Here is a 12961-nt window from a genome sequence, read left to right on the forward strand (position 1 = left end):
TACAGAGCGTGCCGGCCGGACTTGAGCCTTGTCGTTCAAGTCCGGCCGGTATTTTTGTCTATGATTTTTATGTTTTGTATTCATATACAGGCGAGCGCAGAGGATGACAGATATGAAGAAACTTGTGGTTGGCATATTGGCCCACGTGGACGCGGGCAAGACCACCCTCTCAGAGGGGATGCTCTACGTCAGTGGAGCGGTACGCAAACTGGGCCGGGTAGACCATCAGAACGCTTTTCTGGATACCGGCGCCCTGGAGCGGCAGCGGGGCATTACCATCTTCTCCAAGCAGGCGGTCTTCACCCTGCCCACCGTGGAGGTGACCCTGCTGGACACCCCGGGCCATGTGGATTTTTCCAGCGAGATGGAGCGCACCCTCCAGGTGCTGGACTGTGCCATTCTGGTCATCAGCGGAACCGACGGGGTACAGGGCCATACCCAGACCCTGTGGAAGCTGCTGGAGCGCTACCATATCCCTACCCTGCTCTTTGTCAACAAGATGGACCTGGACGGGGCCGACCGGGCGGGCTGCCTGGCCCAGCTCCGGGAGCGGCTGCACGACGGCTGTGTGGACTTTACCCAGGAGCGGGAGGGGGAGACCCTCCAGGAGCAGGTCGCCATGTGCGAGGAGGCCACCCTGGAGCGCTATCTGGAGACCGGAACCGTGGAGGACGGGGACATCCGCCGCCTGATCCGGGAGCGCAGGCTCTTTCCCTGCTGGTTTGGCTCGGCCCTCCGGCTGGAAGGGGTGAAGGCCTTTTTGGAGGGCCTGGAGCGCTATGCGCCCATCCCCGACTATCCGGCGGACTTTGGAGCCCAGGTCTATAAGATCGGCCGGGACGCCCAGGGGGGGCGTCTCACCTATCTGAAGGTCACGGGAGGCAGCCTGAAGGTCAAGGATCTGCTCTCGGGCGGAACGGGCGACGCCGGAGGGGAGGCCCCGTGGGAGGAGAAGGTGGACCAGATCCGCATCTACTCTGGTGAGCGCTTTCAGACGACCGACCGGGCCGAGGCGGGGACGGTGTGCGCCGTCACCGGGCTCACCCATACCCGGGCGGGGGAGAGTCTGGGGAGCGCCCGGCCCATGCAGCTTCCCATGCTGGAGCCGGTACTCACCTACCGGCTCAACCTGCCCGAGGGTGCCGATCCCCACACCGCCCTGCGGCGGCTGCGGGAGCTGGAGGAGGAGGACCCCCAGCTCCACATCCTCTGGAACGAGTCCCTGCGGGAGATCCACCTTCAGCTCATGGGAGAGGTCCAGCTGGAGATCCTGCGCGCCATCATCGAGGAGCGGTTTGGGCTCTCGGTGACCTTTGACACGGGGAGCATCCTCTACAAAGAGACCATTGCCGCCCCGGTGGAGGGAGTGGGGCACTTTGAGCCCCTGCGCCATTACGCCGAAGTCCATCTGCTGTTGGAGCCCGGCCCCCGGGGGAGCGGCATGTGTTTTGCCACTGCGTGCAGCGAGGACATGCTGGACCGCAACTGGCAGCGTCTGGTGCTCACCCATCTGGCTGAGCGGGTCCATCTGGGGGTTTTGACCGGCTCTCCGATCACCGATATGAAGATCACACTGGTGGCGGGCCGGTCCCATGCCAAGCACACCGAGGGAGGCGACTTCCGCCAGGCCACCTACCGGGCGGTGCGCCAGGGTCTCATGGAGGCCGAGAGCATTCTGCTGGAGCCCTGGTACGACGTGCGCCTGGAAGTGCCGGCGGCCCAGGTGGGACGGGCCATGTCGGACCTCCAGCGGAGAGGGGGAACCATGGAGCCCCCGGAGACCGTGGGAGAGTATACCGTCCTGACCGGGCGGGCGCCGGTGGCCGGAATGCGGGACTATGCCGCCGAGGTGGCCGCCTATACCAGGGGCCAGGGCCGTCTCTTCTGCACCCTGAGCGGCTATGAGCCCTGCCACAACGCCCAGCAGGTGGTGGAAGAGATAGGCTATGACCCGGAGCGGGATGTGGAACACACCCCGGACTCTGTTTTCTGTACGCATGGTGCGGGATATGTGGTAAAATGGGATCAAGTAAAGGCCCAGATGCATGTGGAGAGCGGACTCATGCTGAAAGAGGAGGAGCCGGAGATATCCGAGAGCCAACCCCGGCGGGAGGCGCGGTATACCGGCTCTCTTGCGGAGGATGCGGAGCTCCAGGCCATCTATGAGCGGACCTACGGAAAGGTGGAGCGGGATGCCTTCCGTCCCCAGCCCAAGGCCCCTGCCCGCACCAGCCTGGACGAGAGCCGGTATAATGTCCGCACTCAGAACCGGGGACCGGAGTATCTGCTGGTGGACGGGTACAACATCATCCACGCCTGGGACGAGCTCAAGGAGCTGGCCCGGGCGGACCTGTCTGCCGCCCGGAAAGCGCTGATGGATATTCTGAGCAACTACCAGGGCTTCCGAAAGTGTGAGGTCATCGTGGTCTTTGACGCCTACAAGGTCAAGGGGAATCCCGGCAGTGTGTCCAAGTATCACAACATCCATGTGGTGTACACGAAAGAGGCGGAGACGGCGGACAACTATATCGAAAAGGTCACCTATGAGCTGGGGCGGAAATACCAGGTCCGGGTGGCCACCTCCGACGGTGTGGAACAGCTCATCATCCTGGGGCACGGAGCCCTGCGTGTCTCGGCCCGGATGTTCCGCATGGAGATCGAACAGGCGGAGGGACAGATTGCCGATCTCATCGCACAAAACAACCGAAAGAACCGGAAGCTGGATCAGCTCCAGTACCGTCTCGGTGGAGAACAGAAGGCATAGAGAGGACGAGCAGAAGGCCATCCGATAGATTCAAGCCGCAAAACATCGGTATCGATTCATACCGATGTTTTGCGGCTCTTTGTTTGGAATGAAACCGAAACGCAATGAAACAATACGATACAAAATAGTTCAATGCGTTCGAAAGAGAAACGGTTTGAAACAGTGGCTGTAAAAGGGCGCTTTGTATAAGCCCCCGTACCGCAGAGGAGAGCCTCTGTGATACGGGGGCAATTTTTTATCCCAAAGCGTGGAAGAGATCCCCGAAGATCATGTCCCGGTGACAGTAAGTGGCGGTGCGCATCCGATGGCGTCCCCGGGGCGTGTGGTCCCAGGTCAGGTCGTTGTTCAGCGTGGGGGCCTCGGTCTCCAGCGTGAGGACCCAGTTGGGATTTTTCAGGAAGGCGATGGTGGAGATATCCCAGATGACCCGGCTCCAGGCCACATACTGGGTGGGGAACTGGGAGAGATATGCGTCGCTCTGATCGGACTGTCCCTTGAGATAGCCCTGACGGTTGAGGTCCATGAGCGCAATGGAGGCCTCCGGCTTCTGGAAGGCGTCCAGACAGTTCTGAGCCAGATAGCGGCCGATCTCGCTGCGCTCCCAGAGGCGGCAGCGCAGCTCGTCCTCTGTAGTGGTGAGGAGAGAGGCCACGCCCATGCAGGGAATGTGGACCAGGGGGACGCCGCTGTCTAGGACCACCTGAACGGCCCGGACATCCTGATAGAGGTTATACTCAAAGCCGTGTCCAAAGGAGAGCGGCTGTCCTCCCAGCCAGACCACCACCAGCTTGCGGGCGATCTCGGGGGCCATCAGGAGGGCGGAGGCCACGTTGGTCAGGGCGGCAATGGCGGCCACATAGAGTGGCTCCTCGCTTTCCGTAGCACGGCGGATCAAATCCCGGGCGGCGTCGCTCTCGATGGCGCCCTCCGCAGGGAGATAGCCGGGGGAGCCCCGGAAGACCCGCCCGGAGGAGTCTTCCTTCAGCAGCGAAAAGAGCTTGAGGATCTCCTGATAGCTCTGCTCCATACCGTGAGCCGGTCCGTCAGCGGCACCGTGCAGGGCGCTGGCCAGCTTGCTCTCCTCACTTTCGCCCAGGGGAGAGGGACCGTGGGAGAAGGGCGCGGCATAGACTGCCTCCACCGAAAAGCGCTCCTTGGAGCGCAGCGCCCAGGCAATGGCGAACTGGTCATCTACCTCATTTTTGGCGTCAGTGTCAATGACCAGACGCAGCTTCCCGGTGGGAATGGTCAGTCTGGATCGGATTTCTTCTTGTGTCAGCGGCTGATACATACCATATGCTCCTTTCAGATGGCGGAGGATTTCGAGGGGACCAGTGCCGTGAGTGCGTCGTCTACCTGCTGTGCATGGGGGATGGAGGGGGCGGCGCCCGGCCGGGCGACGGCCAGAGCGGCTGCCATGCTGGCCCGGGTCAGGGCCTGAGCATGACTGAGTCCCATGCAGACCGACGCAAAGAAATAGCCGGTGAAGGTATCGCCGGCCGCCGTGCTGTCCACGGCTTCCACGGGGAAGACGGCCTGACGGAGGAGACCCTGCTCACTGGCACAGAGAGAGCCGTTGTCGCCCAGGGTAAGAACGACCTGCATACCCGGCCAGCGGCGGCGCAGAACCTGGCAAATGTCCTGAGGCTCCTGCTCACCGGTGAGTCCGGCGCCCTCGATCTCATTGAGAATGAGCCAGGAGACACCGCTGAGATCGGTATGCAAGAGGGCATCATCCAGCGGGGAGGGATTGAGGACCACCTGCATACCACGCTCCCGGCCCTGGGCGATCAGGTAGGGGAGGCAGGAGATCTCATTTTGCAGAAAGAGCCAGTCTCCGGGGGCAAAATGCGCCAGAACTGCGTCCACTTCCTCCCGGGAGATGGACTGGTTGGCGCCGCCGTAGAGCAGGATGCAGTTCTGCCCCAGCGGGTCCACCTGTATGATGGCGTGCCCGGTGGGCAGGGTGGAGTCCTGGTGGACGAGAGAGACATCTACCCCGCTCTCAGAGAGCTCCCGCAGGAGAAAGGCGCCGTCGCTGCCGATCTTTCCCGCGTGCCACACGGGCAGACCGGCCCGGGCCAGGGCAATGCTCTGGTTGAGTCCCTTTCCGCCTCCGGCGGTCTTCATCTCCAGGGACGCCAGAGTCTCGCCCGCACGGACAAAATGGGGCACGATGTAGGAGCGGTCGATGTTGAGAGAACCGAAATTAAGTACCTTCATGCAGATGAACCTCCATGCGTTGCGGATCAAGGGAGTTGTCTTGTCCTTTCAACAGGGCTGTGGTAAAATATGTACTACTAAACAAAGATGCGGGAGGAAGTGAGAGAAATGGCGGTGACGCTGCGGGATGTGGCGCGGCTTGCGGGGGTTTCCCCCGGGGCGGTGTCTCAGGTGCTCAACGGAAAACCCCACCGGATCTCTCCCGAGACCTGCGAGCAGATCCGGCAGGCCGCGGCACAGCTGCGCTATGTCCCCAACCAGAATGCAGTGACTCTGGTGACCGGGCAGAGCCAGGCGATGGGCGTGGTGATTCCGGACATCCGGAACCTCTTTTTTGCCGAGCTGGTCAGCGGTGTGGAAGCAGTGGCGCTGGAGGCGGGGTGGAATATCGTCATCACCTCGTCCAGCGACAAAAGTGCGCTGGCTCTGGCCAATTTCCGGACGCTGGCGGCCCGGGATGTAGGGGCGATTCTTCTGGTCCCGGCCAGCGATGCGGATGAGACGCTGGCCATGGAGTACCGTCAGGCCATCCGGGATTATGGCCGCCCTGTGGTCCAGGTGGACCGGATCATTCCGGATCTTGGCGTGAGTCTGACCGCCATCCACCAGAGGCGGGGAGCCAAATTGGCCATGGAGCACCTGCTGGATCTGGGACACCGCCGGGTGGCCTGCGTATTGGGCCCCACCAATACCTGTGCGCCCCGGCTGAGCGGGGTGCAGGAGGCCTGCGCCCAGCGGGGGATCGCTCTGCGGGAGCGAGATCTCTACCCGGGGGCCTATACGATGGAGAGCGGGTATGCCGTGGCCGACGCCATTTTGGAGGGGGACTACACGGCGGTATTCTGCTTCAATGATATGATGGCCTATGGATTTTACAAGCGGTGTCGGGAGCGGGGGATCTCCATCCCTCACGATCTGTCTGTCATGGGCTTCGACGGAGTGCTCTTCTCCGACTATCTGGAGAAACCCCTCAGCACGGTGTGGCAGCCTGCCCGTCAGCTGGGTGTGGAGGCCGCCCGGCAGGCCTTCCGGGAACTGGAGTGTCCGGAAGAGGCGGGGAAGTGTACTCTGCTGGAGCCGCAGCTCCAGATCCGGGAGAGCACTGCGCCGCCGGCGGCCGGAGCCGTCTGTCAGGAAACATAAACGGGCATCCGTCTCAGGGACGGATGCCCGTTTTTTCTGTGGTCATCCGACCGGCTTGGCCGCAGGCTGGTTCTGTGCTTTCCGACGTTTATGATTGCTTCTGCGGTACTGCCGTACCGAGAAGAGGATCAGACCCACCAGGGTGACACAGTAGGGGATGGTGCGTACCAGATCGGCCGGCCAGCCCAGCACGCCGGCGGCGTTGGAGAAGGCATCGGCCGCGCCGAAGAGGAGCGAGGTAAGGGCGGTACCGATGGGGTGGGAGCAGCCCATGGCCTCGGCGGCGATGGCAATCCATCCACGGCCGGCCACCATGTCCCGGGAGAACCAGGAGACATAGCCCATGGACATGAAGGCGCCGCCCAGGCTGGCCAGGAAACCGGAGATAAGCAGGGCAACGGCCTGCACCCGCATGACATGGATACCCACCGACTCGGCGGCATGGGCATCCTCGCCCACCGCGCGGAGATGGAAGCCCAGAGGGGTGCGCTTGAGCAGGATGTACACGGCGATGACCGAGAGGAAGGCGAGGTAGGTCAGGATATTGTGTCCGGAGAGGATCTCACCCACCACCGGGATCTGGTCCAGGAGCGGGATCTTTACCTGGGGCAGAACGCCGCTGGGTACCGAGGCGGAGGTGCCCTTGTCGTGGCAGAAGAGATACAGGGCGAACACGGTGCCGCCGGAGGCAAGGGAGTTGATGGCGATGCCGCCCAGAATCACATTGGTGCGGTAGTACAGGGTGAAAAAGGCCAGAATACCGGCGCACAGCAGACCGGAGAGGATGGCACACAGCAGGCCGATCCACGCGCTGGAGGAGAGCGCGGAGGTCATCATACCCACAAAGGCGGCGATGAGCATAATGCCTTCCAGGGCAATGTTGGGAATGCCTGCGGTGTTGGCCACCACCATGCCCATGGCCGCAAAGACGATGGGCGTGGTCACACGCAGGATGGAATAGAAGAAACTGGGTGTGAGAATCACATTAAGCAGCGCGTCCATGCTTGACCCCCTTTTCAATCCACTTCTGACGATAGGTATGGAGGAACCGCTCGGCGGAGACCAGGAGAATGATCAGCGCCTGAAGGATGGAGACCATCTCAGTGGGCACGTCGGAGAGTCGGGCCACCATGTCGGCGCCCACCCGGAGATAGGCCACGAACAGGGCCGAGAGCACCACGCCCAGGGGGTGGTTTCCGCCCATCATGGCGATCATGGCTCCGTCAAATCCGTAGCCGGGCAGAGCGGTCCACTCAAAGCGCTGGTGCAGGCCGATGGTCTCCACTGCGCCGCCCATGCCGGCCAGCACGCCCGAGACCAGGTGGGCCATGATGATCACTTTGGCGGTGTTGATGCCCGAATAGCGGGCAAAGTCCCGGTTGATACCGGTCATACGGATCTCATAGCCCCACTTGGTGCGGTAGAGGAAGAGATAGGTGAGGAGCACGCAGGCCAGGGCGATGATCAGGCCAAAATGGATCCGGGTGCCGGGGACGATCTTGGGAAGAAGGGCGGTCTCGGCAAACTTATAGGAGATCTGGTTGCCGGTCTCCGGGTCCCGCATGAAGTTGGTGAGGATCCACAGTCCGACGCCCAACAGAATGTTGTTGAGCATGAGGGAGGTCACCAGCTCGCTGGCGTTGAATTTGGCCCGGAGTACGCCGGGAATGGCCATCACGGCCGCGCCGATCACGCCGCCCAGGATGACGATGACCAGAGGATGGATCCCGGAGGGCATGGAGTAGAAAATGGCCACCAGGGAGACCACGGCGCCCGAGATGTAGTAGATGCCCTCGGCGCCCAGGTTGAAGAGGCTGGCCTGGAACACCACCGCCATGGCAAGGCCCGAGAAGATGAGGGGGATGGCGGCCTCTACGATGTTGCCCAGGTGACGCTTGGAGTCAAAGGGTCCCACGGTGAAGATCCGGATAGCCTCCAGAGGGGTATCGCTGATGAGGAAAATGATCACATAGGCCGCCGCCAGCGCGATGAGCAGTGAGACGGCGGTGCGGAGCAGTTGGAAGCTTCGTTCCCGGTTCATTTTGTCACCTCCTGGATGCGTTCCGGGGCGTGCCGCTGGAGCCCCAGCATGCACAGGCCCAATTCTTCTTCGGTCACGGCGGAGACATCGGGGAAATAGGCCACGATCCGTCCGTCATACAGGACCACCACCGCGTCAGAGAGCTTCATGACTTCAGCCAGGTCCGCCGAGATGAGCAGGACGGCGCTTCCGCTGTCCCGGAGGGAGAGGATCTTCTGGTGGATGATACGGGCCGCGCCGATGTCCACGCCACGGGTGGGCTGTTCGGCGATGAGCACGCTGGGCTGACCGCTGCACTCCCGGGCCACAACCACCTTCTGCATATTGCCGCCGGAGAGCATGGAGATCTTGGAGGCACCACTGCCGCACTTGATCTCGTAGTCGGCAATGCTCTGATGGGTAAAGGCGTCGATCTGCTCATTGGAGAGCAGGCCCGCAGGGCCGGAGACCGGGGCGCGATAATAGGAGCAGGAGATCAGATTCTCCCGGATGGAGGCTCCGGCCGCCGCACCCTGGCGCAGCCGGTCCTCGGGAATGTAGCCGAGGCCGCCCTCCCGCAGGGCACGCACCTTCTGGCGGGAGATGTCCATGCCGTTGATCTCCACACGGCCCTGCTCCAGCTCCCGGGCGCGGGTGAGCAGCTCCACCAGCTCCACCTGGCCGTTGCCCTGGACGCCGGCCACACCCAGCACCGTGCCCGCATGGACGGCAAAGCTGACGTCGTCCAGAACGGGGACCTGGGCGCCGCCGTAGTAGGAGAGGTGCTCGGCCCGGATCAGGACCTCGCCGGGAGTACAAGGGGCCTTTTCCAGCTCCCCACCGCCCTCCCAGCCTACGATCTTGGCGGAGAGCTCTTCCTCGGTCAGCTCATCGGTGTCGTAGACGCCCACGCTGCGGCCGTTGCGCATGACTGTGACCCGGTTGGAGATGGCCTTGACCTCCCGCAGCTTGTGGGAGATGAAGATGATGGTGTGTCCCAGGTCCTTGAGCACGTTGAGCTCGGCAAAGAGCTGGTCGGTCTCCTGGGGGGTAAGCACGGCGGTGGGCTCGTCCAGAATCAGGATACGGGCGCCGCGGGCCAGCGCCTTGAGGATCTCCACCTTCTGCTTGATGCCCACCGGGAGAGTGCCCACCACGGCGGTGGGGTCGATATCAAAGTGATATTTTTCACCCAGCTCCCGGGCAAAGTCGTTGACCTTGGCCGAGTCCACGAAGAGCCCCTTTTTGGGCTCGATGCCGAGAGCGATGTTCTGGGCCACGGTGAAGGAGTTGACCAGCATGAAATGCTGATGGACCATGCCGATGCCATGAGAAATGGCATCCTCCGAGGAGTTCATCTCCAGAGGAGCTCCCTCCAGGGTGATGGTGCCGGAGGAGGGCTTCTCCATCCCGAAGAGGATCTTCATCAGCGTGGTCTTACCAGCGCCGTTTTCGCCCACCAGCGCATGGATCTCACCGCGCTTGAGGTTAAAGTTTACATCCTCGTTGGCGACAATGCCGTTGCCGTAGATCTTGGATATATGCTCCATGTTCAATACATACTCTTCCTGCACGGGAACACCTCCTGTTTGGTAAGGCCGCCGCCTGCTCCGGCGGGAACAGGCGGCGGGAAAAGGATCCGGTCTGGAATGGGGAGGATCAGGGCTTGGCAGCCTGACGGATCTGCTCCACTTCCTCGGTGGACATGCCCACGGTATCCAGCGGGGTCACCTCACCGGAGATGACCTTCTGCCACTCGGCGTCCACATAGTCGCGGCTCTCCTGGGAGAGGAGCTTCTCATAGAATTCGTTCTTGGCGATGGTCACGCCGTTTTCCTTCAGGCCCAGCATCTCGTTGGTGCCCCAGGGAATCTCGCCGTTGAGGAAGCGCTCCACCGCGTCACAGGTGTACTGGGGGATGTTCTTGATGGAGGAGGTGATGATGAGGCTGGCGGCCTCGGGATCGCTGTCCTTGAGGCTCATAGCCTGGTCGGTATCCACGCCGATGGCAAAGCGGGGCTCGCCCTTGGCAGTGAACTCCTTGGCGGCGTCAAACACGCCCAGGCCGGAGGCGCCGGCGGCGGTGTAGATGATCTGGGTATCCTGGTACATGATCAGGGCGTTTTCCTTGGCCTTGCTGGGATCAGTAAAGCTGCCGACGTAGGAATAGGCCACCTTGATGTCGGGGTTGACGTGCTGGGCACCATCGATGTAGCCGATGAGGAACTCGTTGATGCCGGGGATGTCCAGACCGCCCACAAAGCCGATCTGGTTGACGCCCAGCTCCTCGGCCTTCTTGGCGGCGACCATGCCGGAGAGGAAGCTCATCTCGCCCATCTTGGCCAGCATGGCATACACGTTGTCGGGCACATCGGTCATCGTGGCGTCCACGTTGATGAACAGCTGCTCGGGGAACTCCTCGGCCACCTGGATCAGAGTGTCGTTGACCGAGTCGGACACGGTGAGGATCAGGTCATAGGAGCCATCTTCACAGTAGTCCACAAAGGTGGGGTACCACTTGGTCTGGTCGGTGCCCATCTCCACGGTCTTGACCTGGGCGCCCAGCTCGCTCTGGATCAGGTCCATGGCGGAGTTGGTGGCGTCAAAGAAGGACTTGTCGCCCAGCAGGCCGGGGACCAGCAGAACGAGGTTCAGAGACTCACCGTTCTTGGGGGTGTAGGAGCCGGTCTGAGCGGTGGGAGCGGGGGTAGCGGAGCTGGTGCCGCCGGTCTGAGCGGGATCGCGGGTGCTGCACGCAGCCAGGCCCAGACCCATGGTGACAGCCAGAGTGAGGGCGATGAGAGACTTCCATACTTTCATGATGTACCTCCAGATTCTTCCTTTGTTTTTATGAACAGCGGCGGTGAGCCGCTGCGGCATATGAGAGAAGCTCAGCGCTTCATCAGCGCGACAGTACGCCGGGCCAGGTCCGAGATGGACGCCTCAGGATACCCATGCACACCGGTCTGGAGCCGGTCCGCCAGCGGCTCGATCCACTGGGCGGGGAGCGCCTTGGCGCCCAGCAGAACGCCCAGGACGGAACCGGCCGTAGCGGCGTTGCAGTCGGTGTCAAAACCGCACTCCACCGCCAGGCCAATGGTGCGGGTGAAGTCACACTCGCCCCAGAGCAGGGCCATGGCGACCAGCATGGCGTTGGGGATCACGTGGCACCAGTCAAAGGAATCGGTCTCATCCCAGGCCTGATGGACCCGCTCCACGGCCTCTTCGGCGGACAGGCCGTCGGCGTGCCACTGGAGAACCTCCTCCACGGCGGCGGTCAGGCGGGAGTGCGCGGGGATCTGGCCCAGGCCCTGCCGGAGGATAGCGGCGGGGGTGCCGCCTCCAAAGGCAGCGGCCGACATGGCGGCGGCAAACATGGCGCCATAGATACCGTTTTTGGTGTGGGAAATACGGGCATCCCGCCAGGCCATATCTGCGGCGGTCTCGGGATCACAGGGATTGACCCAGCCATACAGATCGGTGCGGATCTGTGCGCCGATCCACTCCCGGTAGGGGTTGCGGAGGGAAGCAGAGGCGGGCGGGGGGACCAGATTGGCCAGATTGCGGTAGGCCACCCGCTCGGCAGAGCAGGTAAGCAGGAAGGGAAGGCTGGTCAGCCAGCCCACCGCCACATCCTCTGAGGTGAAGTCCCGGCCTACCCGCTCCAGGATTTTCAGGGAAAAGACGGTGTAGTTGGTGTCGTCGTCCTCCCGCATACAGTCGATCAGATTGATCCAGTTTTTGTGGAGGGCGTCATAGGGACCGGGGCCGTCGGTCACATCCCAGCGCTTGCGCACCTCCTCCGGCAGATCGGAGGAGAGATAGCGGGCAATGGGATAATTGTTTGTCTCCTTCAGCAGACCCTGGATCCGGGCGCGGGTCCAGCTCTCCACCGGCTGGCCCAGCAGACAGCCGGCACAGCGGCCCAGCCATCCGCCCAGCACCCGGTCCTCCACATCCCCGGAGAGGGTCAGAGGGGGGCTCTGGGGACGCAGCGCCCGGATGGCATCCAGATCATCCGGCTCCCGGGCGGCCTGGGCGGGATCGACCGGCAGCTGAGCAATTGCATCATACAGTTTCCAGGCAGCTTGTTCCCGGCTGCCCCCGGAGGGAAGGTTCTGGATCTGCTGTTGCAGTTCCTGCGGAATGGTCCGTCCTTCCTGCTGAGCCTGGCGCAGCTCCCAGGCGATATCATCTGCGGCACGCAGCCACAGGTCCTGCTCGAGCATGTTCATCCTCCTTGTCGGCTGTACAGATAGGGGAGAAAATCAGAGAAATCACAATTTAGAGTTGTGAAATTTAACTGATAAAGCGTTTTATCAATCAGATTATATAGAGAAAAAAGCGCTGTGTCAATTATTGTTGTAAAAAAAGACATACTTTTTTCAAATGGAAAGAAGGGCCGCAGTGGGGGGCGGTGTGTGCACAGATGGAAAGATTGGGGACAAATCGGCGGAAGAAGAGCGGGAAAATAGTGAAATGGGGCAGCAAGAAAACGGAAACTCTATATTACAAAAATTAGACACTGTTTTTGTGCAATTACAACTAAAATTGAAATTGAAAAAAAGAGCACTTGCGCAATTTGACAAAAAGAGATATACTGTGTTCATCAGGTGAAACGTATAACTAAACAAGACCACCGAAATGATACCGTTATAAAGGCGGGAGGGGAGCCAAATAGCAACCATCAAAGATATTGCGCTCCATGCGGGGGTAAGCGTCTGTACCGTATCCCGCTATCTGAACAACAAGATCAATGTCCGGCCGGAGACCCGGGAGCGGCTGGAGCGGGCCATTCAGGAACTTGGCTA

The 12961-nt window shown here is 61.7% G+C and carries 10 protein-coding genes and 1 pseudogene; 4 read left to right on the forward strand and 7 right to left on the reverse strand.

Translation table 11 applies throughout. The features are described from left to right. Positions 1 to 112: 112 nt before the first annotated feature. On the forward strand, positions 113 to 2764 hold the full coding sequence (locus I2C21_RS14030; protein WP_195279536.1) for a translation factor GTPase family protein: 2652 nt from the start codon (positions 113 to 115) through the stop codon (positions 2762 to 2764). A 235-nt stretch (positions 2765 to 2999) separates the two neighbouring features. Here the strand turns inward: I2C21_RS14030 and I2C21_RS14035 are convergent, their stop codons facing one another. Both I2C21_RS14035 and I2C21_RS14040 read right to left on the reverse strand, forming a co-directional pair. Continuing rightward, complete coding sequence (locus tag I2C21_RS14035) at positions 3000 to 4055, reverse strand: nucleoside hydrolase (RefSeq protein WP_186963060.1); 1056 nt, start codon at positions 4053 to 4055, stop codon at positions 3000 to 3002. A gap of 14 nt (positions 4056 to 4069) precedes the next feature. Then, a complete protein-coding gene (locus tag I2C21_RS14040) occupies positions 4070 to 4987 on the reverse strand; it encodes a ribokinase (RefSeq protein ID WP_195279537.1) in 918 nt (305 codons plus the stop codon). A 108-nt stretch (positions 4988 to 5095) separates the two neighbouring features. Here I2C21_RS14040 and I2C21_RS14045 point away from each other — a divergent pair, with 108 nt between their 5' ends. After that, positions 5096 to 6130 (forward strand): LacI family DNA-binding transcriptional regulator, encoded by a 1035-nt coding sequence (locus I2C21_RS14045; RefSeq protein ID WP_180956801.1) that lies wholly within the window; start codon positions 5096 to 5098, stop codon positions 6128 to 6130. Between the two features lie 42 nt (positions 6131 to 6172). Here I2C21_RS14045 and I2C21_RS14050 read toward each other — a convergent pair whose 3' ends face one another. The 5 genes from I2C21_RS14050 to I2C21_RS14070 form a co-directional block, all read right to left on the reverse strand. Beyond that, the gene (locus tag I2C21_RS14050) at positions 6173 to 7132 is read right to left on the reverse strand and encodes an ABC transporter permease (RefSeq protein WP_101692249.1); all 960 of its coding nucleotides are present in this window, start codon (positions 7130 to 7132) and stop codon (positions 6173 to 6175) included. After that, positions 7116 to 8171 carry an ABC transporter permease gene (locus tag I2C21_RS14055; RefSeq protein WP_195279538.1) on the reverse strand — a complete coding sequence of 352 codons (1056 nt, stop codon included), beginning with the start codon at positions 8169 to 8171 and terminating at the stop codon, positions 7116 to 7118. The genes I2C21_RS14050 and I2C21_RS14055 overlap by 17 nt, the downstream gene beginning before the upstream one ends. Further along, positions 8168 to 9724 carry an ABC transporter ATP-binding protein gene (locus tag I2C21_RS14060; protein ID WP_353654821.1) on the reverse strand — a complete coding sequence of 519 codons (1557 nt, stop codon included), beginning with the start codon at positions 9722 to 9724 and terminating at the stop codon, positions 8168 to 8170. Before I2C21_RS14060 ends, I2C21_RS14055 begins: the two co-directional genes overlap by 4 nt. 85 nt (positions 9725 to 9809) lie before the next feature. After that, positions 9810 to 10970 (reverse strand): BMP family ABC transporter substrate-binding protein, encoded by a 1161-nt coding sequence (locus I2C21_RS14065; RefSeq protein ID WP_186963058.1) that lies wholly within the window; start codon positions 10968 to 10970, stop codon positions 9810 to 9812. A gap of 71 nt (positions 10971 to 11041) precedes the next feature. Next, the gene (locus tag I2C21_RS14070; RefSeq protein ID WP_186963057.1) at positions 11042 to 12379 is read right to left on the reverse strand and encodes an ADP-ribosylglycohydrolase family protein; all 1338 of its coding nucleotides are present in this window, start codon (positions 12377 to 12379) and stop codon (positions 11042 to 11044) included. Positions 12380 to 12539: 160 nt separating this feature from the next. Here I2C21_RS14070 and I2C21_RS14075 point away from each other — a divergent pair, with 160 nt between their 5' ends. Continuing rightward, positions 12540 to 12767: a hypothetical protein gene (locus tag I2C21_RS14075; RefSeq protein WP_195279539.1), complete on the forward strand. Its 228-nt coding sequence runs from the start codon at positions 12540 to 12542 to the stop codon at positions 12765 to 12767. Positions 12768 to 12845: 78 nt separating this feature from the next. Next, positions 12846 to 12959: pseudogene (locus tag I2C21_RS17840) on the forward strand (LacI family DNA-binding transcriptional regulator); the annotation flags it as partial. Between the last annotated feature and the right edge of the window lie 2 nt (positions 12960 to 12961).

The organism is Clostridium sp. J1101437_171009_A5 (genome assembly GCF_015547905.1).
Classification (GTDB): Bacteria; Bacillota; Clostridia; order Oscillospirales; family Oscillospiraceae; genus Pseudoflavonifractor_A; species Pseudoflavonifractor_A gallinarum.

What these genes read in the sequence shown, in the direction of transcription:
- I2C21_RS14030 (WP_195279536.1), top strand. Translation starts at nt 113, where the DNA reads ATGAAGAAACTTGTGGTTGGCATATTGGCCCACGTGGACGCGGGCAAG.
- I2C21_RS14035 (WP_186963060.1), bottom strand. Translation starts at nt 4,055, where the DNA reads ATGTATCAGCCGCTGACACAAGAAGAAATCCGATCCAGACTGACCATT.
- I2C21_RS14040 (WP_195279537.1), bottom strand. Translation starts at nt 4,987, where the DNA reads ATGAAGGTACTTAATTTCGGTTCTCTCAACATCGACCGCTCCTACATC.
- I2C21_RS14045 (WP_180956801.1), top strand. Translation starts at nt 5,096, where the DNA reads ATGGCGGTGACGCTGCGGGATGTGGCGCGGCTTGCGGGGGTTTCCCCC.
- I2C21_RS14050 (WP_101692249.1), bottom strand. Translation starts at nt 7,132, where the DNA reads ATGGACGCGCTGCTTAATGTGATTCTCACACCCAGTTTCTTCTATTCC.
- I2C21_RS14055 (WP_195279538.1), bottom strand. Translation starts at nt 8,171, where the DNA reads ATGAACCGGGAACGAAGCTTCCAACTGCTCCGCACCGCCGTCTCACTG.
- I2C21_RS14065 (WP_186963058.1), bottom strand. Translation starts at nt 10,970, where the DNA reads ATGAAAGTATGGAAGTCTCTCATCGCCCTCACTCTGGCTGTCACCATG.
- I2C21_RS14070 (WP_186963057.1), bottom strand. Translation starts at nt 12,379, where the DNA reads ATGCTCGAGCAGGACCTGTGGCTGCGTGCCGCAGATGATATCGCCTGG.
- I2C21_RS14075 (WP_195279539.1), top strand. Translation starts at nt 12,540, where the DNA reads ATGGAAAGAAGGGCCGCAGTGGGGGGCGGTGTGTGCACAGATGGAAAG.